The following is a 21,017-nucleotide window of genomic DNA, read 5'->3' as shown; positions in this document are numbered from 1 at the left end:
TATTTTTATAAGTATTTGGCGGCAAGTTGAAGAATTTCTTGCTGCGATGTTTCTTTGGTGTTGACAATACCTGCGAGTTTGCCATTGCTCATTACCATAATGCGATCAGTAATACCTAACAGCTCTGGCATTTCTGAGGAAATAATAATGATGCCTTTATCTTTTTTCGCAAGCTCCATAATTAATTGATAAATTTCATATTTCGCTCCAACATCAATCCCTCGCGTCGGCTCATCAAGCATTAATATTTCAGGTTGAGTTAATAACCAACGCCCGATAATGACTTTTTGTTGGTTTCCACCTGAAAGTGAGCCAATCGTTGTTTTATGTGATGGAGTTTTGACATTCATTGCGTCAATGACCCATTGGGTATCACTTTTCATCTTGGCACTACTTAATAGCCCAAATTTAGTCATATAAGATTTAATATTAGAAATCAATGAGTTAAACTCAATAGTAAGGTTAGAGTAAATCCCTGTGGAGCGACGTTCTTCCGTCACAAGCGCAAAACCGTTATTAATTGCTTCAAGTGCGGTTTTATTACGCATTTCTTTACCATGTAACTTGATGCTTCCATCTTTGCGCTCACGAATACCAAAAATGGTTTCTACGATATCCGTGCGTTTTGCACCAACAAGCCCCGCAATACCTAAAATTTCACCTTTGTGGAGAGTAAAACTGACATCGTGAATAGACGGTTGATTTTGGGCAGTTAAGTGTTCGACTTCTAAAATCACTTCTTTGGGCTCATTGGTTTTTGGTGGGAAGCGTTGTGTGAGTTCACGTCCCACCATCATTGCCACGATGCCGTCCATTGTTGCGCCTTTAACTGGAATGGTATTAATCCATTTGCCGTCACGCAGAATGGTGATTTCATCACAGATTTTAAAAATCTCGTCCATTTTATGGGAAATATAAATAATACCGCAGCCTTTATTTTTGAGTTTTTCAATGATCGTAAAAAGGTGATTAACTTCTTTTTCAGAGAGCGATGAGGTCGGCTCATCCATAATCACAATCTTGGCGTTATAGGAAAAGGCTTTGGCAATTTCGATCATCTGCATTTGGGATACGGATAATTTTCCAACTTTTTCTTTGGGATCGATATCAATATCCAATTCTTTAAAAATCGCTTTAGTATCATGGTACATTTTGCCATGCTCAACAAATCCTGCTTTCGTTGGATAGCGACCTAACCAAAGATTATCCATAACACTACTTTGTTTTACCAAGTTTAATTCTTGGTGCACCATCGAAATCCCGTTTTCTAAGGCTTCTTTTGAGGTTTTAAAATTAACAGGTTCACCTAAAAATAAAATATCGCCTTCATCTTTGGCGTAAATACCAAATAAACATTTTAGTAATGTCGATTTGCCGGCACCGTTTTCTCCCATTAGTGCGTGTACACTGTGAGAGCGAACGGTTAAATTGGCATTATCTAGGGCCTTAACGCCCGGAAAGGTTTTGCTGACACCTTTCATTTCCAGCAAAATCTCTCCCATTTGAGAGGGTTGTTGTGTACTCATAGCCAACCTCAAGGAAAGGGGAGAGCAAGCTCTCCCTTGATTGATTATTTTAAGAATTTATCTAAATTATCGGCATCAACACCAACATAAGGCACACGTACATTGCGGTTTTTTACTTCCCATTTTGTGCCTTCTGCTGCTGGCTTACCTTTAGCAAGATTATTTGATAGGTCAACTACAGCTTGCGCTTGATTGACACCATCATTCAACACTGTTCCTGCAATTTGTCCATTTTTGATTAATTGCAATACTTCAGGGAGTGCATCAACACCAAAGATAGGTAGTTTTTTGCCATGTGCTTTAGCTGCTTCTAATGCACCCATCGCCATACCATCATTGTTAGAGATGATCATTTCAATTTCGTTGGCTTTAGGGCCTGAAAGCCACGCATCACTTTTATCTTTAGCCAGCGCAGCATCCCACATACCTGTATCAATATAAAGCTGTTCAGTTTCGATACCGTTTGCATTTAAACGTTCAATAACATATTTTGTGCGCGCTTCAGCATCTGGGTGTCCTGGTTCACCTTTTAATAAAACATATTGGATTTTACCATCTTTATTTAAGTCCAGTTCTGGGTGTGCTTTCCATTGTTTAGTGATTAATTCACCTTGGATTTCACCTGATTCTTTAGGGTCTGTTCCAACAAAATAGGCTTTATCATAGCTATCAAGTGCGGCTTGACCTGGGTCTTTGTTGAAGAAAACAACTGGAATATCATATTCAGACGCTTTTTTGATAATAGTTGGGGCAGCCGCAGGGTCAACTAAGTTAATTGCAAGGGCTTTTACACCTTTTGAAATTAGCACATCAACTTGGTCATTTTGAATAGATTGTGCATTTTGTGAATCATTCATCAATAATTCAACATCTTGTAAGGCTTTAGCGTCTTTTTCAATTTCTTGGCGCATTAAAGACATGAAATTATCATCGTATTTATAGATAGTAACCCCAATTTTGTCCTTTGCTTGTGCACTGGTGACTGCAATGCCCATACCGACAGCAACTGCAATGGCAGATAAAACAGCTTTTTTCATAGTTCTCTCCATATATAACCTATTGAAAGATCTGGATTGTCGGTGTCATTGCGTAACCGCACTTTTAACCGAGTCCAAGAGATTATCGCATTGTGCACGATAACGTGACAAAAAGGATACGCAACATAATGTAAAAAGTATGTGATCATTTTCACAGAATGAAAACGATTACATTAATAAAATAAAAATATGTGACAATGATCACAAAAGTGCGGTTATTTGGGAAAATCGACAGAGAAGCGTTTCACTAAGGTTGGATTAAATGTAATATTTTTCGGTGGCTGCATAGCAGAATTGACTAGACTAAGGGCCAATTTCGCCGCATAACTTGCCATTAAATCAATCGGATAGCGAATAGTAGTCAGTTTAGGAATTAAATAACTGGCAAGTGGCATATCATCAAAGCCAATCAATGAAAATTGCTCAGGCACTTTTATACCGTTTTCATTTAAAATAGACAGCGCACCCGCTGCCATTGAATCGTTATAGCATACCGCCGCAGTTAAATGCGTATTAAAACTCAATAACTTAACCATAGCTTCTTTCCCGCCTTGGTAATCTGGGCTAGAGCTTACCATATAGGTGTCTTGCGGCATAATATGGTGCTCTGTTAGGGCATTTAGATAGCCATTTTTGCGGTCAATTTCATCACTAATATTATGATTTGAACCAATATAGCCAATATGAGAATGCCCATATTGGATCAGCGTTTGGGTAGCAAGAAAAGTACCTTTTTCATTATTGAGATCAACACAACGCTGTTCAAAACCGGGTAAAGTGCGGTTGATTAGCACCATTCCTTGATGGTTACGCATATAATTACATAAAATGTCATCGCTTAACGCCTTAGCATGCACCACCAATGCAGAGCAACGTTTGCGTAGCAACAAGTCGATTGCCGCTTGCTCTTTTTGGGCATCATGATAGCCAATTCCAATGAGAATATTGTGTTTATGAGCATGAGCGACTTGATCGACGGATTTAACGAGAATACCAAAAAAAGCATCAGTAACATCAGTGACCACCACGCCAAGTGCATCTGAGCTTTGGCTGGCAAGTGCTTGTGCATTGGCATTTGGATAATAACCCAGTTTTTCGACCGCACTTAATACCGCTTGGCGTGTTTTATCGCTGATTTTGGCATAGCCGTTTAACACGCGCGAGACTGTTGCCACAGACACATTAGCCGCTTGCGCCACATCACGAATGGTAACCATACTTTCCCTTGTCTGAAGTGTAACCGTTTTCTATCATAGCGATTTTTTACCCTTTTGGGTAGTCTTTACAGGATAAAGTGCGGTTTAGTTAAAATAATTGATCTCAATGTTGCTTATGCCACTTACTTTTTTTAGTTCTTTATACAGCTCATAAGACGAACCATGTTCTGGCATTTGCGCCTTGATGGTTAGCACCAATTTATGTTCATCTTGTTCTTTGATGCTAATGGTTTCAATATCACACGCTTCGCGATGTAAGACTTTAGATATGTGATTGACAAGCTGCGTGTCTTGCATATCCAATTTAATCATGACACGATTAATATTTTCATGTTTGGGGATCACACGTTTTATGCCTGTGCTATATTTTAGAATAAAAATGATGATAGCCGAAGCAATCAGGGCATAAAGGTAAAAGCCAGCCCCTACTGTGATACCAACGCCAGCCACTGCCCAAATAATCGCTGCTGTGGTAATACCCGAAATCACATCATTATTTTTTTGTAAAATTACGCCACCACCGATAAAGCCTATGCCACTGATAACTTGTGCGGCAAGACGCATAGGATCGGTTCGGATATTGTTAGAGAGTGACGCATAATATTCTGCCGCATGGATAGATACGATGGTCAGCACTGAGGTGGTAACTGCAATAACGACACAGGTTTTCAAGCCAACGGGTTTACGTTTGATTTCACGCTCAATGCCGATTAATCCCCCTAAAAGTGCGGTTAATAATAATTTTCCTAAAACAACCCAATCCATTTGATGGCTGAGGCTAGTAAAAAATGTTGTCCACGTCATAATCCACTCACATTGTTATATTGTTAGAGGCTATTGTAACGCAATTGTGATAAAAAATAATCGCACAATAACGAAAATCGTAAGGAAACGCAGTGTATGAAACTTTTTATAAACTTTGTGATCTATTTAACAGTTTAAAGGTTAATTCATTGCTAAAGTAACAATGAAAACGTTTACATTTTGGGAGGCGTTATGTCTATTTTGCAATTTGACGCAACTGAACATCCACATCGTCGTTATAACCCATTGAAAGATGAATGGGTTTTAGTTTCTCCACACCGTGCTAAACGCCCATGGAGTGGGCAAAATGAAGCCCCCGCACGAGATAAATTACCCAGCTATGATCCAAACTGCTTTCTTTGCCCTGGAAACATGCGCATTTCAGGCGAGAAAAATCCTGATTATACAGGCACATACGTTTTTCAAAATGATTTTGCGGCACTCATGACAGATAGCCCTGACGCACCGAGCAGTGATGATCCGCTTTTCCAAGTGCAAGGCGTGCGTGGATTAAGTCGTGTGATTTGCTTTTCGCCCGATCATAGTAAAACGTTACCTGAATTGGATGTGAGCGCAATTCGTGGCGTGATTGATACATGGGATAGTCAGTTACAAGAATTAGGTAGAGAGTATCTTTGGGTGCAAGTTTTTGAAAATAAAGGGGCTATGATGGGGTGTTCACAGCCGCATCCACACGGGCAAATTTGGGCAAACAGTTTTCTGCCGAATGAAATTGCCACAAAAGAGAAAAATTTGCGTGCTTATTACGAAAAATATGGTAGCAACTTGCTACTTGATTACGTCAAGGCAGAACGCCAAGATGGCGCACGCACAGTGGTAGAAAGTGAATATTGGCTTGCCGTTGTGCCCTATTGGGCAGCATGGCCATTTGAAACCCTATTATTGCCAAAAATACCAGTACGTCGTTTTGACGAGCTCAATGCGGCGCACCGTGATGATTTGGCGTTGGCATTAAAAACATTAACGACGAAATACGATAATTTATTTGAGTGTGCATTCCCGTATTCAATGGGGTGGCACTTTGCGCCGTTTTTCAAAGATGGGCGTAATATTGACCACTGGCAGCTACACGCGTGCTTCTACCCACCATTATTGCGTTCCGCGACTGTACGCAAATTTATGGTGGGCTATGAAATGCTCGCCGAAGCACAACGTGATCTTACCGCCGAGCAAGCCGCTGAACGTTTGGCAAACCTTAGCGATGTGCACTACAAAGCAAGATAAGGAGAGAGAGATGAGTCCACAACAAAAATCGCCACATGCATTTGAAACACAATTTCATTGTGAACCACAATTGACCGTGTATGCCCCAGGGCGAGTCAATATTATCGGAGAACATACGGATTATAATGACGGCTTTGTTATGCCATGTGCGATTGATTATGGCACAGCCGTGAGTGGTAAAGTGCGGTCAGATAGCCTGTTTAAAGTTTATGCCGTTGATCTCAATGAATGGGATGAATTTGATTTAAGCCAGCCAATTGAGCCAAATCATGATAAAAAATGGACAGGTTATGTGCGTGGCGTGGTGAAATTTATCCAAGAAAAATGTCCTGATTTTCAACAAGGTGCAGATTTAGTCATTTGTGGGAATGTGCCATTGGGATCAGGGCTAAGCTCATCAGCGGCGTTAGAAGTATCGGTTGGAAAATTTTGCCAATTACTTGGGAATTTGCCACTGAGTAATGTTGAATTAGCGTTAATTGGGCAAAAAGCGGAAAACAAATTCGTAGGTTGTCAGTGCGGCAATATGGATCAGCTCATCTCTGCATTAGGGCAACAAGATCATTTGTTAATGATTGATTGCCGTAGCCTTGAAACCAAACCAACCCCTGTACCAAAAGATGTGGCCGTGATGATCATCAATTCTAATGTAAAACATGACTTAGTCAGTGGTGAGTATAATACCCGCCGTCAGCAGTGCGAAAAAGCTGCCCAGTTTTTTGGTGTAAAAGCCTTGCGTGATGTCAGTGTGGCCCAGTTTAAAGCTCAAGAGCAGGCATTAATGGCGTTAGACAATGAGGTGGCAAAACGTGCTCGTCATGTTATCAGTGAAAATCAGCGTGTGCTAGATGCCGTCAATGCACTAGAAAAAAGTGACTTAGTGCGGTTAGGCGAATTAATGGCACAGTCGCATTGCTCAATGCGTGATGATTTTGAAATTACCGTGCCTGAAGTGGATTATTTGGTTGAGCTGGCACAAGAAGCTATTGGCAATGAAGGTGGTGCACGAATGACAGGTGGGGGCTTCGGTGGTTGTATTGTGGCATTAGCGGATGCAGACAAAGTGGATAAAGTGCGGTCGCATATTGCAAAACACTACAAAGCACGGTTTGGAAAATCGGAAACATTTTATGTTTGCCACGCCTCACAGGGAGTGCATAAACTATGACCGAGATGCTCGCACCTGATGGTAAACCATTTAAGTTGATCGAACTGAAAAATACGCACGGCATGCGAGTATTGCTCACGGATTGGGGGGCAACATGGCTGGCGTGCTCTGTGCCTGTGGGTACGCTGATGCGAGAAGTGCTATTGCGTGCAAATAGCCCAAAAGTGCAGTGTGAGCAAGGGGCCTATTTAGGCGCAAGTGTTGGACGTTATGCTAATCGTATCGCCAATGCGCAATTTACCTTGCATGACCGCACTTTTCATCTCAATGCCAATCAAGATGGTAAACATCAGTTACATGGTGGCAGTCATGGCTTTAATCAGCAACGTTGGCGTATCGTAGAACAACATGAAAGTGCGGTAACACTGGCATTGGTTTCCCCTGATGGTGAGCAGGGATTTCCCGGAGAGGTACAAGTGCAGGCAGTATTTTCCCTCAATCACGACAACGCCTTACGCATTTGCTATACCGCCAGTAGCACAGCGGATACCCCTCTTAATTTAACCAGCCACCCTTATTTTAATCTTGATGGTATTAACTCAGCCAATACGATCTTAACGCAGAAACTGAGTATCGCAGCCAACCATTATTTGCCGGTGAACAGAGAAGGGATTCCAAACAAGCCGCTTACGGCGGTTGAGGGAACGGGCTTCGATTTTCGTACCATGAAAGCCATTGGGCAAGATTTTATGCGTGATGAAGATCAACGCATTACCAAAGGATATGATCACGCCTTTTTATTTGATGAATGCAATGCGAACAATGTGCAAGTGCGGTTGCAATCAAGCAAAGATGATTTGGCATTAGCCATTTCCACCAACCAACCTGCTATTCAAGTGTACACGGGGAATTTTTTAGCAGGCACGCCAAATAGCCAAGGGAGAGCATACGTTAATCAAGCGGGTATTGCACTAGAAACAGAAGCACTGCCTGATACGCCAAATCACCCTGAATGGTGGCAGTATGGCGGCATGAGTCAAGCTGGAGAACAGTATTGCAATGATACGGTTTTCCAATTTTATACACCATAAAATAAAACCGCACATTAAAGTGCGGTTGAAAAGGTAATACCATTGCGTTGATAATAAAAAGTGCGGTCAGACCGCACTTTTTATTTAGTTGAACATTATTCGTCTTCCCACGCGTTTAGCTCTTTTTCGATTTCTTCTTTGGTTAAGCCATAACGCTCTTGAAGTTTACCGATAAGTTGATCGCGTTTACCCGCGATAACGGTCAGGTCGTCATCGGTTAGTTTACCCCATTTTTCTTTGACAGAGCCCTTAAGTTGTTCCCATTTTCCTTCAATTTGATCCCAATTCATAATTGCTCCTTAACGAATGATTATTTTATTCAAGAATTTTTATTATATAGTATATTTATTATAAAATCAATGAGTTGCATATTTTTACTATTTTCTTGATAAAAAATGGCAGTGCAAGTTTTTGTCAAAATGCCTATTATATGCTTGAATAGCAAGCGTTAATTAGAAAATAAGTGGAGGTAAGATGCAGGTTCATTGCGATGCACAAAACGTATTAGATTTTTGGTTTAATGAACAAAATAAGGCGTTTTGGTTTGTTAAAAGTGCGGATTTTGACGAGCAAATCCGAGTTCAATTTGGTGAGGTATTGCGCCAAGCGGCAGCATGTGAGTTGTCTGAGTGGCGCACCACTGTTGAAGGGCGTTTAGCAGAGATTATTGTGTTGGATCAGTTTTCTCGCAATGTTTATCGCAATACACCGCAGGCTTTTGCACAAGATGATATTGCATTGGCATTGGCACAAGAGGCATTGAAAACGGAAGGGTATGTGACGCTTTGCCCAGTGTGGCGAAAATTTATTTTGATGCCGTTTATGCACAGCGAATCGCGGCTTATTCACGAGCGTGCCTTACCTTATTTTGAAGCATTGCAAGATGAAATGACGTTGGATTTTGAACTGCGTCATAAGGCAATTATTGACCGTTTTGGGCGTTATCCACACCGTAATGCAATTTTAAACCGCACTTCAACAGAAGAAGAGTTGCAATTTTTGCAAGAAGATGGTTCGTCATTTTAATTTGTGGGATTGATTATGTTTTATAAAGTTATGCAACCGAGAAATCACAATGAACATCATCGGGTTGCGACGCCATTGGAGTTATATTTTGATTTAGTTTATGTTGTGGCAATTGCCGCAGTGGCAGGTGGCTTGCATCATGCGCTTGCTGCACATCATTTTGCAACAGGTATTTGGACTTTTGGTATAAGTTTATTTGCAGTATGGTGGGCGTGGATGAACTTTACTTGGTTTGCCTCAGCATATGATACAGATGATGTCGCATATCGTATTGCAACGATGATTCAAATGTTTGGCTCACTTATTTTGGCTATTGGGATTACTGATGTCTTTGAGCAAGAATCATTTAGCTTAATGATTGTCGGCTATATAGTGATGCGTTTTGCGTTGGTTTATCAATGGTTAAGAGCAGCCAAAAGCGATCGAGCGCGTAGCGTAACGTGTTTGCGTTATGCTATAGGAATAAGTTTAGTGCAAATAGCATGGGGGGTGATGCTATTTTTACCACCAGCAATCATGTCGTACTGGCTTATTGTGTTTATTTTCGCCGAGCTTGCAGTACCTGTTTGGGCAGAAAAGGCAGAATCCACAACATGGCATCCACATCATATTGCTGAGCGATATAGTTTATTAACAATTATTGTGCTTGGTGAAGGAATTTTAGGAGCCGCAAATGCTATCGCGCCATTAATGCACACAGAAATTCGTTGGCTAACACAGGCGTTTCCACTGGGATTAGGCATTTCTGCATTAATGTTTTCGCTGTGGTGGTTATATTTTAAAATGCCGTGGGCAACTTTGCTTGAACATAATCGCCGTGTACGTATTGCGGTGCTTTATGGCTATGGGCATTATTTTATTTTTGGTGCGTTAATCGCTGTGGGGGCTGGACTTGAGTTGGTCGCTGATAGTGTAAAAGCTAGCGTACAGAATGTAACGCATAGTGCTCAGGAGCATAGTGTGTCGCCATTCCTTGCAATGTCTGTTGTGAGTTTTTCCCTAGCTATTTATCTCAGTGTTGTGACGTTACTACGAGCGCGTCTTAATCAAGGGGCGTGTAATTATCACATTATTGGTTATGTATTTGCTCTAGCATTAACCGCACTTTCAGTTTTGGCGGTATATTTTGGCATGCCGTTGCAATGGGCGATCTGGTTTAGTGTGATTTCGCCAGTGGCAATGATTATGTTATACCAAGAAAATCAATAAAATAGACCGCACTTATGTGCGGTTAGATCCAATTGAGCATTTTTAAGATCACTACGCCAATGGCAGAAGTGAACATTGCGAGCAATGTGGTGATGCCAATAATATTGGCGGCAGTTTTATCATTGCCGCCCATGCCTCGTACCATCGCATAGCTAGCAGCGGCAACAGGGGTTGATGTCATCAAAAATACAACACCTAGCCCAATACCGTGTAATCCAAAGAAATGAGCAAGCAACACCATAATGATAGGGGCGACAAACACGCGCCCAATGCTGGATGAAATGGCGACCATTGAGGTGCTATCAATGTGTTTCAGATCTAAACTTGCTCCAGCGCACAAGAGTGCTAATGGTAATGTCATATGTGAGAGATAATTACCAGTGCTGATCAGCGGTTCGGGGATGGTGAGGGGCAAATGGCTTATCATTAATGCCAAAATGATGGCAATAATCAATGGATTTTTGATTAATTGTTTCAACACATAGACCAGATCTGCTTTGCCATTTTCGGCTAATGAGCGGCTTAACGTGATTACGGCGAGTACATTATAGAGCAATGTGATAAGTGCGGTATAAACGGAAGCGACGGCAATACCCGCTGCACCGTAGGCGTTGGCACACAACGAAAGCCCAATAATGCCGCTATTTCCTCGAAAAACACCTTGTACGAAAGTGCCTCGTTCACGTTTGTCGGCAACAAATCGCCAAGCATACAACTCAGCGAGTATGAAAATAATGAATGTGCCGAGATAGCCTACGCTAACAATACTGAGTTGTGCAGAGTAATCCGTTGGGTTTTGGATAATGCTTAGAAATAAAAGTGCGGGTAGTGTAATATTGAAAACCAGTTTTGCCCCTTGTTGTGCAAAATGATCATTGATCATACCAATACGTTTGAGATAGATACCTAGCATGAGCATCAAGATATTCGGCAACGTCACACTGATAGAAAAGGCAATCGAATCAAGAAAGGTGTCTTGCATAGCACTTCCAATAGAGTCTAAATGCTAACATCTTAGTCATATTTTGCTGAAATTGCCAGTAATAGGGCAGAAAGTGTTGTTATCGCATTAAAAGGCATTCACAAAAGACAATAAAGCCTGTATAATCCGCCAGCAATATTTATCTAACCCACCTTGATTTGAGAGATATTGCCATGCTTAGAATCGCAAAAGAAGCACTCACGTTTGATGATGTATTATTAGTGCCAGCCCATTCCACCGTTTTACCAAATACGGCAGATTTAACCACGCAATTAACAAAAGAAATAAAACTGAATATCCCTGTGTTATCTGCCGCAATGGATACCGTAACTGAAACCAAATTGGCGATTTCCCTTGCCCAAGAAGGCGGGATTGGTTTTATCCACAAAAATATGAGCATTGAACGCCAAGCCGACCGCGTACGCAAAGTGAAAAAATTTGAAAGTGGCATTGTTACCGATCCAATCACTGTACGCCCTGATATGAGTTTGCGAGATTTGGCTGCATTAAGCAAGAAAAATGGTTTTGCAGGTTATCCTGTGACGACTGAAAATGGCGATCTTGTTGGAATAGTTACAGGGCGCGATGTACGATTTGTGACCGATCTTGAACGCCCTGTTAGTGCCGTAATGACCCCGAAAGACCGTCTTGTGACCGTGCAAGAACACCGCCCGCGTGAAGAGGCATTTGCACTTATGCATCAACACCGTATTGAAAAAGTATTGGTGGTGAATGATGCGTTTAAATTAGTGGGTATGATCACCTTAAAAGATTATCAAAAAGCCGAAAGCAAACCGAATGCGTGTAAAGATCAATTTGGACGTTTGCGTGTTGGTGCTGCTGTTGGTGCAGCACCAGGCAACGAAGAACGAATTGATGCCCTTGTTGCCGCAGGCGTGGATGTATTGTTAATTGACAGCTCTCACGGGCATTCTGAAGGTGTATTAGAACGTGTACGTGCCACGCGTGCGAAATATCCCGATTTACCGATCGTTGCAGGCAATATCGCAACGGCAGAAGGTGCATTAGCCTTAGCTGATGCAGGTGCAAGTGCGGTCAAAGTGGGGATTGGTCCTGGTTCGATTTGCACCACCCGTATTGTTACAGGTGTGGGGGTGCCGCAAATCACAGCCATTGCCGATGCGGCAGAAGCATTAAAAGATCGTGGCATTCCTGTGATCGCTGATGGCGGCATTCGCTACTCGGGCGATTTAGCCAAAGCCATTGCCGCAGGTGCAAGCTGCGTGATGGTCGGCTCCATGTTGGCAGGCACGGAAGAAGCACCAGGTGAAATTGAGCTTTATCAAGGGCGTGCGTTTAAGTCCTACCGCGGCATGGGCTCATTAGGCGCGATGACCAAAGGCTCAAGCGACCGTTATTTTCAATCTGATAACGCCGCCGACAAACTGGTGCCAGAAGGTATTGAGGGGCGAATTCCTTATAAAGGCTATTTGAAAGAGATCATTCACCAACAAATGGGCGGCTTGCGTTCATGTATGGGCTTAACTGGCTGTGCCACTATTGAAGAGCTACGCACTAAAGCACAATTTGTCCGCATCAGCGGTGCTGGCATCACCGAAAGCCACGTGCACGATGTTACCATCACCAAAGAAGCACCGAATTATCGCATGGGGTAAGCTAAAACCGCACTTTAATAATTAAAGTGCGGTTTTATTATGTATTTTTCTTTTATATATTTATATAATTCAATTATATTTTATACTAGTTTAAAAGGATATTTTATGGAAAAGCCCGCTAATACTGAATTTGCGCAAAGTTTGTCTTGGTTTAAACTCATCTCATATTCAGCCGTTATTCTTGCGACAACTATTTCTGCAACTTGGACTATTGCAACACGCGTTGTTGATACAGATTATCCTAAATTAAAAGATCAAATCACACGCCTTCATGAAGAGAATGAAGAACTTAAAAAGAAATTAAGCGAACTCACTGTTAATGAAAATACTGATGTTGCTGTTAAAAATGATACTGTTAATTCATTTGAAACTCGTGATTTTCCAGGAAAAGGCATTACGGAATTTGATCCCGTAACAGGAACAATGATAACTCTAGCCGATTGGTCAGTTACATTTCAATACGCTACGATAAGAATTGTTTTTCCTGATGGAGAAAATAAAACTTTTGATATACATGCAGGGGATGCAGTTAATTTTGAATTTAAAAATAAATACTATCAATTTGTTATCACGACAATTACCAAAGACAAAGTTAGTTATATCATTCGAGAATTACCAAAAAAATAATACATAATTAAGAGAAAATATGAATAACATCCACAATGACAAAATTCTTATCCTCGACTTTGGTTCACAATATACGCAGCTGATTGCACGACGCATTCGTGAAATCGGTGTGTATTGCGAGCTGTGGGCGTGGGACGTTACGGAAGCGCAAATCCGTGAATTTAATCCAAAAGGCATCATCCTCTCAGGTGGGCCTGAGAGCACTACCGAAGAGAATAGCCCGCGTGCGCCAGAGTATGTTTTCAATGCAGGCGTGCCGGTGCTGGGCATTTGCTATGGTATGCAAACCATGGCGATGCAACTCGGTGGCTTGACGGAAACCTCTGATCACCGCGAGTTTGGCTACGCACAAGTAGCACTCGAAAACCCAACCGCACTTTTTGCCCATATGCAAGATGCCCAAAATGAGGCAGGTAAAGGATTACTGGATGTGTGGATGAGTCACGGTGATAAAGTCACCCGCCTACCACCGCACTTTGCGATAACGGGGACAACGCCAACCTGCCCAATTGCCTCAATGGCAGATGAAAACCGCCATTTCTATGGTGTGCAGTTCCATCCAGAAGTGACGCATACTAAGAGCGGTTTAGTGCTATTAACTAATTTTGTTGAGCATATTTGCGGCTGTGCTCGTGAATGGACGGCAGAGAACATCATTGAAGATGCGGTGGCACGCATCAAAGCACAAGTGGGCGATGATCAAGTGATTTTAGGGCTATCGGGTGGGGTAGATTCCTCCGTGACCGCACTTTTACTTCACCGAGCCATTGGCAAAAATCTCCACTGTGTGTTTGTGGACAATGGTTTGCTACGTCTGAACGAAGCTGAGCAAGTTATGGCGATGTTTGGTGACAAATTCGGGCTAAATATCATTCACGTTAATGCGGAAGAGCGTTTCTTAAATGAGCTCAAAGGCGTAGCAGATCCTGAAGCGAAACGTAAAATTATTGGCAAAGTGTTTGTGGACGTGTTCGATGAAGAATCCCACAAACTCAGCAACGTTAAATGGCTTGCTCAAGGCACAATTTACCCTGATGTGATTGAATCCGCCGCCAGCAAAACGGGCAAGGCGCATGTGATCAAATCCCACCACAACGTGGGAGGCTTGCCAGATTATATGAAACTTGGTTTGGTTGAACCGCTTAAAGAACTCTTTAAAGACGAAGTGCGTAAAATTGGGCTTGCCCTCGGACTGCCGCACGAAATGCTAATGCGTCATCCATTCCCTGGTCCAGGGCTTGGCGTACGCGTGCTTGGCGAGGTGAAAAAAGAGTATTGTGATATTTTGCGTCGTGCTGATGCGATCTTTATCGAAGAGCTGCACAACGCCGATTGGTATCACAAAGTCAGCCAAGCCTTCACCGTTTTCTTGCCAGTGAAATCCGTTGGCGTGATGGGTGATGGGCGCAAATATGATTGGGTCGTTTCTATCCGTGCGGTGCAAACCATTGACTTCATGACTGCCCACTGGGCACACTTGCCATATGACTTACTTGGCAAAGTGTCTAACCGCATCATCAACGAGGTCATCGGCATCTCTCGCGTCACCTACGATATTAGCGGCAAACCACCAGCCACGATTGAGTGGGAGTAAATTTTATTAAATGTATTATACGGTATAATTTTTTGGTTATACCGTTTTTTTATAGTTGAAAACAGAGCTATGTTAGAGAAAATTATTAAAGATAAAACATTAACAAATACCGAGAGGAAGGTATTAGAATATATTATTGAGCATATTGATGATGTGATGAAAATGGGCGTAAGAAATATAGCAAAAGAAAACTTTACATCAACATCTGTAATTATGCGATTAGCTAAAAAATTAGGGTATAGTGGTTTTGTAGATATGCACTATAAACTATTGCCATATATAAAATCGCCTAGTTATGAAAATACAAATAAAGATGTTTTGTCGCTATTCCAATATCAGAGTGTGTTTGAATTAAATAATCATAATAATATTTTAAAATTTATACAAATGTTAGAATCATTAGAAAGAAAATTTATTTTTATTTATGCAACAGGATTTTCAGGGATTATTGCAGAGTATATACATAAAAAATTATTGGTTTTAGGTAAGAAAAGTATGATTGCATCAGGATCAGATTCTAGTGCGGTTTTTGAAAATAATCTAGAAGATATAGGGTTATTTATTGCTTTGTCAAAATCAGGAGAAACGATCAATGTGCTAAATAAAGCAAGAACAGCCAGAGAAAATAATATTCCCGTAATTAGTTTTACGAATGAAATTGAAAACAGTCTCAGTGAATTATCTTTATTTAGTTTTAAGATACATGATAATTTAAAATCCGATTCACTAAATGTGAGGCTAAATATGTTCTTTCCTAATGTACTCATGTTGTTTGAAGCTATTACTTATGAGTATATAAAATTTATCACACAAAAGATAACCTGTAACTAAATTTGGAAACCTGTGTCTTTCTTCATTCATTATCTATGATAAATTCTCGCTTAGTATTATGCTTAGCTTAGTTCTTTAGATAAAAGTGAGGAGGACTTATGAGAGAAAAAGTCACTAATGGATTACAACACTTCTCAAAGGCAATGTTTGTTCCTATTCTTATATTGCCAATAGTGGGGGTTCTGATTGCATTAAGTAATATTTTCACTAATGCCCGATTAGCCGAATATATTCCATTTTTAGGTGCTGGGGTTATAAAAGATTTCGGCACTATTCTGTCTAGTTCACTACTTTCTATTTTAACAAACTTAGGTCTGGTTTTTTGTGTTGGATTAACTGTAGGTTTAGCAAAAGAAAAAAAATCAGAAGCAGGTTTTACATCCGTATTAGCCTACCTTATTTTTACTTATTCGATGAATAAGTTTATGCAAATAAACGGTATTTTATATCAAGGAGAATCCCTAAGAGGAACGGGGCAGACAATTGTATTAGGTGTACAGATTCTTGATATGGGGATATTTCTGGGGTTATTTCTCGGTTGTATAGTTGCCTATATCCATAACAAGTTTTGTAATAAAGAGTTTAGGAGTGCTTTTCAAATTTATGGTGGTTCTCGCTTTGTTTTCATTACATTAATACCTATCGTAATTATTTCTGCTATTTTATTAACGTATATCTGGCCTTTTGTTCAAATTGGTATTTTAAAACTTGGAACTGTGATTAATCGTAGTGGTGAATTGGGTATTTTTATTTATGGAATGTTAGAACGATTACTTATTCCAACAGGTTTGCATCATCTGGTCTATACATCATTCCTATATACGCCATTAGGCGGTTCGATTGAAATTAATGGTCAGGTATTTGAGGGGGCTAGAAATATTTATTATGCTGAAATGGCCTTGCCTTCCGTTGAAAGACTTTCTCCTACGGTGATATGGGACGCTAGAGGTATATCTAAAATGTACGGGCTGATGGGCGCTTGCTTAGCAATGTATCATATGGCGAAACCTGAAAATAAATTAAAGGTCAAAGCTATCTTAATTCCTGCTGCATTTTCTTCTTTTATTGCGGGTGTAACTGAACCAATAGAATTCACTTTTATGTTCGTAGCTCCAATTCTATTTATTGTACACGCTATTTTAAGTGGATTAAGTATGGTTGTTTTAAGTTTACTTGATGTGCGTGCGATAGGACCTAATGGGTTTATTGATTTTTTAATCTTTAATTTGCCATTAGGTATTCAAAAAACAGGTTGGCCACTATATATGCTAGTGGGCGTAATATTCTTCTTTCTATATTACACTATTTTTAGAGTTCTAATTGGTTATTTGAACCTGATGACAATTGGTAGAGAAAATATAGGTGAAGAATCAAAATTGTATTCTAGGCAAGAGTATCTTCAACAGAATAGTAAGAACGCTGTTGATTCAGATACCATTATTGATGGTTTAGGTGGTGCTAGTAATATTATTAGCGTTGATAATTGTTATACACGCTTAAGATTAATTGTTAAGGATGAAAATTTAGTAGATGAAACAATTTTAACGCAATTAACAGGTGCAAGTGCGGTAATAAAAATGGATAAAAACATACAGGTTGTTTATGGATTAAAAGTGTCATCAATTAGGAAAGCTGTTGATAATTCTTTGATGAAATTAAAAAATAAAGGAGAATAAAATGAAAAAGTTTTCGATTGTTATTGCTGGCGGTGGAAGTACTTATACACCAGGAATTGTTATGATGTTATTAACATGTTTAGATAAGTTTCCGTTGAGGCAAATTAAGTTATATGATAATGATGCAGAGCGTCAAAAAATTATTGGTGATGCGTTAGCCATTATTTTAAAAGAAAAAGCACCCGAAATTCTTTTTTATTATACAACGGATCCTAAAGAAGCCTTTACCGATGTGGATTTTTGCATGGCACATATTCGCACTGGGCAATATAAAATGCGAGAGTTAGATGAAAAAATTCCCTTGAAGCATGGCGTTGTTGGTCAAGAAACTTGCGGACCAGGTGGTATTGCATATGGAATGCGCAGTATAGGCGATATTATTGATTTAATTGATTTAATGGAAAAATATTCACCAAATTGCTGGATGTTGAATTATTCAAATCCTGCATCCATAGTGGCTGAAGCCTGCCGAGTCCTTCGTCCAACTTCAAAAGTGCTGAATATTTGTGATATGCCAGTGGGCACGCTAAGAAGAATGTCGCAGATAGTAGGGTTGCAACCAAAAGATTTAAAAGTGCGTTATTTTGGCTTGAATCATTTTGGCTGGTGGACAAGTGTGAAAGATCCCAATGGGAATGAACGTTTGCCAGAAATACGAGATTATGTTGCACAAAATGGTTATTTAACTCAAATAGAAATTGATACGCAGCATACGGATCCAAGCTGGCAAGAAACGCACCGGAAAGCCAAAGACTTATTAGCCATAGAGCCTAATTTTTTGCCTAACACATATTTAAAATATTATTTATATCCAGATGAAGTTGTTGCACATTCTAACCCTAACTATACCAGAGCCAATGAAGTAATTGAAGGTAGAGAGAAAACGATATTTTCGACAGCAAAGCAGATTATTTCAGCCGGTACAGCAGAACATTTTACTTTTAGGATTGATGGACATGCCTATTTTATCGTCGATCTTGCTTGTGCAATAGCATATGATACGGGAGAAAGAATGTTATTAATTGTCGAGAATAACGGAGCAATTGAAAACTTTAGAGCTGATGCAATGGTTGAGGTACCTTGTTTAGTTGGAAGCTCAGGGGCAGAGCCTTTAGCACAAGGAAAAATACCGACGTTTGAAAAAGGTTTGATGGAGCAGCAGGTCGCAGTTGAGAAATTAGTGGTGGAAGCTTGGATTGAACAAAGTTATCAAAAAATGTGGCAGGCGATAACATTGTCAAAAACGGTACCCAGTGCGAGTGTCGCCAAGGCGATTTTGGACGATTTAATTATTGCGAATAAAGACTATTGGCCTAAATTGTTATAACTCATCCGCTATATAAAATCATTTTTGATTGTGTCATGATAAAGTGCGGTTGAACCGCACTTTTTATTTTATTCGCTGTGAAGTTTGCCAAGTAGTGAACGTGTATTGAGATTTATATCACTTATTTCAACCGTGACTTTATCACCCAGTTGCCAGCATTTTTGATCACCAATATACAATGCAATTTCATCACTATTAACATTAAGGATTGTTTTGTCGTCCGCCAAGGAGCTAAGTGGAATAAATACACTTGCGCCAGTCTCCGTTAATTGCACTCGCATCCCACCTCGACTAATATCTACGATTTCTGCAACATAAACCGCACTTTCATTGTTTTGGGAGGCATAAAAGCGGGCATATAGCCAGTCGGCAATATCTCGTTCGACCAGTCGATTTTGACGACGCGCTTCTTGTAAACGTTGCAGCGTACTATCTTCTGGTGCATGAATTGGCTGATTGTGTAGATAGGCTTTAATGATACGGTGATTGACCATATCAGAATATTTACGAATTGGCGATGTCCAAGTAGCATAACCTTCTAAACCTAGCCCAAAGTGCGGTGCGATTTTCGTTTTAAATTCCGCAGGTTGCAAAAAACGACGCAATCGTAACTCTGCGGCATAAAGATTTTTTTGATCCAAGGTTTGACGCATAGCACGATAATTGGCAAGTTTGCTCAACTGTTCTTTGCTAAATGAAGCAGCTTCTTCGCTATCTGATTGCAGATTCAGTGTGGTGAGCAGATAGTCTTGCGCTTGTTGTAAAAACTTTTTATCAAAGCCACCATGTGTGTTGAAAATACCGCACTTTGTATTTTGGGTAAGATAAAATGCTGCCGCTGTATTGGCTAAAATCATGCATTCTTCCACCATTTTGTGTGCGATACGCCGATGTTTAGCGTGAATCGCCTTCACTTCGCCATCTTGGGCGAGCTCAAACGTATAATCAGGGCGTTCATTGAATAAGAGGGCGTTGTTGCGACGCCATGTCATACGGCTAAGGGCGAATTGATGTAGCTGTTCAATTTGGGTGCGAATCATGTCATTCTCAGGCTGCCAGGTGGATGCGTTGCTTTCTAGCCAGTCGGAAACATCATCGTAGTCTAATTTCGCTTTTGATTCGATCCACGCAGTTTGAAATGTCGCTTCGCTGATGAGATTACCCGCTGTATCAAGATCTAACCAACAAACCAGGGCAGGACGGTGAGCATTTGGAACAAGAGAGCAAAGTTCGTCAGACAGTTTTGCTGGCAACATCGGAATAGTAAAACCAGGTAAATAATTGGTAAAGCAGCGTTGGCGTGCGTCTCGTTCAATTTGGCTGTCTTGAGGGATATAGGCAGTGGGATCGGCAACAGCAATAGCCAAACGCCAACCATTTTCTAATGGTTCAACATAAAGCGCATCATCCATATCTTTAGTGGTGCGAGCGTCAATGGTGATGAAGCTAAGTGCGGTCAAATCATCGCGTGGAATATCATCAAGTGTATAACTTTCAAGCCCAGTAACAGGATTGCGTGGTTGTTCGTGGCGGGCTAACGTTACCCACCAAGGTGCAAAATGATCATCACCTGAGCAAATAATTTGCTCAATATTTACTTTGAAGCCAGATTCATCACGCAGTGGGTGCTGTTGCAAGGTTGCCACAACCCAATCATTTTCGTGCAGCTCGCCAAGTTTTGGATCATAAAGTGCGGTGAGTGCGCGGGTGATATTAGGATGGTCAGGAATAACCTGTGGTTTTTTATGCTTATTAAACCGCACTTTACCAATGAAACGTGAAAGTGTTGGTTCAAGTAAACTCTCTGGCTCAGCTTGTTCTTTTTCACCATCTTGGCTAATAATGGCTTTAACTTTGTCGCCATGCAAGACATTTTTCATCGCAGGAGGGGCAATAAAATAACTTTTTTTATCACATTCTAAAAAGCCGAATCCTTTTTCATTGGCACGAATGGTGCCTTCTACGCGCGGCTTGTTTTCACGAATTTGTTGCTTTAACTGGCTAAGAAGAGGGTTATCTTGAAACATGATGTACCTGATGAGCAAAAGAAAACAGCAGTAAGTATGTTTACTGCTGTTGA

Annotated in this window: 18 protein-coding genes; 11 read left to right on the top strand and 7 right to left on the bottom strand. The window is 40.6% G+C overall.

Features of this window, described 5'->3' with window-relative positions:
• Positions 1-5 precede the first annotated feature (5 nt).
• The 4 genes from mglA to HPC40_RS04305 all read right to left on the bottom strand — a co-directional run bounded on the left by mglA (position 6) and on the right by HPC40_RS04305 (position 4,545).
• The gene (gene mglA, locus HPC40_RS04320; protein WP_208118255.1) at positions 6-1,526 is read right to left on the bottom strand and encodes a galactose/methyl galactoside ABC transporter ATP-binding protein MglA; all 1,521 of its coding nucleotides are present in this window, start codon (positions 1,524-1,526) and stop codon (positions 6-8) included.
• Between the two features lie 44 nt (positions 1,527-1,570).
• Complete coding sequence (gene mglB / locus HPC40_RS04315) at positions 1,571-2,563, bottom strand: galactose/glucose ABC transporter substrate-binding protein MglB (RefSeq protein ID WP_208118254.1); 993 nt, start codon at positions 2,561-2,563, stop codon at positions 1,571-1,573.
• 215 nt (positions 2,564-2,778) lie between these two features.
• Positions 2,779-3,780 carry a substrate-binding domain-containing protein gene (locus HPC40_RS04310; RefSeq protein WP_208118253.1) on the bottom strand — a complete coding sequence of 334 codons (1,002 nt, stop codon included), beginning with the start codon at positions 3,778-3,780 and terminating at the stop codon, positions 2,779-2,781.
• An 84-nt stretch (positions 3,781-3,864) separates the two neighbouring features.
• Positions 3,865-4,545, bottom strand: coding sequence for an MgtC/SapB family protein (locus tag HPC40_RS04305; RefSeq protein WP_328805302.1), 681 nt, complete (start codon positions 4,543-4,545; stop codon positions 3,865-3,867).
• A gap of 231 nt (positions 4,546-4,776) precedes the next feature.
• Between HPC40_RS04305 and HPC40_RS04300 the strand changes: the two genes are divergently transcribed.
• The 3 genes from HPC40_RS04300 to galM are packed head-to-tail and all read left to right on the top strand — an operon-like array spanning position 4,777 to position 8,028.
• Positions 4,777-5,829, top strand: a complete 1,053-nt coding sequence (locus HPC40_RS04300) for a UDP-glucose--hexose-1-phosphate uridylyltransferase (protein WP_208118251.1) — start codon at positions 4,777-4,779, stop codon at positions 5,827-5,829.
• Positions 5,830-5,839: 10 nt separating this feature from the next.
• Positions 5,840-6,997, top strand: coding sequence for a galactokinase (gene galK, locus HPC40_RS04295; protein WP_208118250.1), 1,158 nt, complete (start codon positions 5,840-5,842; stop codon positions 6,995-6,997).
• Positions 6,994-8,028 (top strand): galactose-1-epimerase, encoded by a 1,035-nt coding sequence (galM, locus tag HPC40_RS04290; protein ID WP_208118249.1) that lies wholly within the window; start codon positions 6,994-6,996, stop codon positions 8,026-8,028. Before galK ends, galM begins: the two co-directional genes overlap by 4 nt.
• Before the next feature lie 95 nt (positions 8,029-8,123).
• Here the strand turns inward: galM and HPC40_RS04285 are convergent, their stop codons facing one another.
• The gene (locus HPC40_RS04285; protein WP_208118248.1) at positions 8,124-8,318 is read right to left on the bottom strand and encodes a CsbD family protein; all 195 of its coding nucleotides are present in this window, start codon (positions 8,316-8,318) and stop codon (positions 8,124-8,126) included.
• Between the two features lie 184 nt (positions 8,319-8,502).
• Between HPC40_RS04285 and HPC40_RS04280 the strand changes: the two genes are divergently transcribed.
• Together HPC40_RS04280 and HPC40_RS04275 are read left to right on the top strand one after the other, a co-directional pair.
• Positions 8,503-9,054 (top strand): DUF924 family protein, encoded by a 552-nt coding sequence (locus HPC40_RS04280; RefSeq protein ID WP_208118247.1) that lies wholly within the window; start codon positions 8,503-8,505, stop codon positions 9,052-9,054.
• Positions 9,055-9,069: 15 nt separating this feature from the next.
• Positions 9,070-10,263: a low temperature requirement protein A gene (locus tag HPC40_RS04275; RefSeq protein WP_208118246.1), complete on the top strand. Its 1,194-nt coding sequence runs from the start codon at positions 9,070-9,072 to the stop codon at positions 10,261-10,263.
• Positions 10,264-10,285: 22 nt separating this feature from the next.
• Here HPC40_RS04275 and HPC40_RS04270 read toward each other — a convergent pair whose 3' ends face one another.
• On the bottom strand, positions 10,286-11,245 hold the full coding sequence (locus tag HPC40_RS04270) for an AEC family transporter (protein WP_208118245.1): 960 nt from the start codon (positions 11,243-11,245) through the stop codon (positions 10,286-10,288).
• Between the two features lie 173 nt (positions 11,246-11,418).
• Between HPC40_RS04270 and guaB the strand changes: the two genes are divergently transcribed.
• The 6 genes from guaB to HPC40_RS04240 all read left to right on the top strand — a co-directional run bounded on the left by guaB (position 11,419) and on the right by HPC40_RS04240 (position 18,937).
• Positions 11,419-12,882, top strand: coding sequence for an IMP dehydrogenase (guaB, locus tag HPC40_RS04265; protein ID WP_208118244.1), 1,464 nt, complete (start codon positions 11,419-11,421; stop codon positions 12,880-12,882).
• A gap of 105 nt (positions 12,883-12,987) precedes the next feature.
• Complete coding sequence (locus tag HPC40_RS04260; protein ID WP_208118243.1) at positions 12,988-13,509, top strand: bZIP transcription factor; 522 nt, start codon at positions 12,988-12,990, stop codon at positions 13,507-13,509.
• 19 nt (positions 13,510-13,528) lie between these two features.
• Positions 13,529-15,103 carry a glutamine-hydrolyzing GMP synthase gene (gene guaA, locus HPC40_RS04255; protein ID WP_208118242.1) on the top strand — a complete coding sequence of 525 codons (1,575 nt, stop codon included), beginning with the start codon at positions 13,529-13,531 and terminating at the stop codon, positions 15,101-15,103.
• Between the two features lie 69 nt (positions 15,104-15,172).
• On the top strand, positions 15,173-15,934 hold the full coding sequence (locus HPC40_RS04250; protein WP_208118241.1) for a MurR/RpiR family transcriptional regulator: 762 nt from the start codon (positions 15,173-15,175) through the stop codon (positions 15,932-15,934).
• A gap of 98 nt (positions 15,935-16,032) precedes the next feature.
• Positions 16,033-17,610 (top strand): PTS transporter subunit EIIC, encoded by a 1,578-nt coding sequence (locus HPC40_RS04245; protein WP_208118240.1) that lies wholly within the window; start codon positions 16,033-16,035, stop codon positions 17,608-17,610.
• A 1-nt stretch (position 17,611) separates the two neighbouring features.
• On the top strand, positions 17,612-18,937 hold the full coding sequence (locus HPC40_RS04240; RefSeq protein ID WP_208118239.1) for a 6-phospho-alpha-glucosidase: 1,326 nt from the start codon (positions 17,612-17,614) through the stop codon (positions 18,935-18,937).
• Between the two features lie 68 nt (positions 18,938-19,005).
• On the opposite strand, the gene HPC40_RS04235 is transcribed toward HPC40_RS04240, so the two are convergent.
• Positions 19,006-20,964 carry an exoribonuclease II gene (locus tag HPC40_RS04235; RefSeq protein WP_208118238.1) on the bottom strand — a complete coding sequence of 653 codons (1,959 nt, stop codon included), beginning with the start codon at positions 20,962-20,964 and terminating at the stop codon, positions 19,006-19,008.
• Positions 20,965-21,017: the final 53 nt, after the last annotated feature.

It is taken from the genome of Spirabiliibacterium falconis, from assembly GCF_014885015.1.
Taxonomy (GTDB): domain Bacteria; phylum Pseudomonadota; class Gammaproteobacteria; order Enterobacterales; family Pasteurellaceae; genus Spirabiliibacterium; species Spirabiliibacterium falconis.
This window is presented reverse-complemented; position numbering and strand designations above follow the sequence as displayed.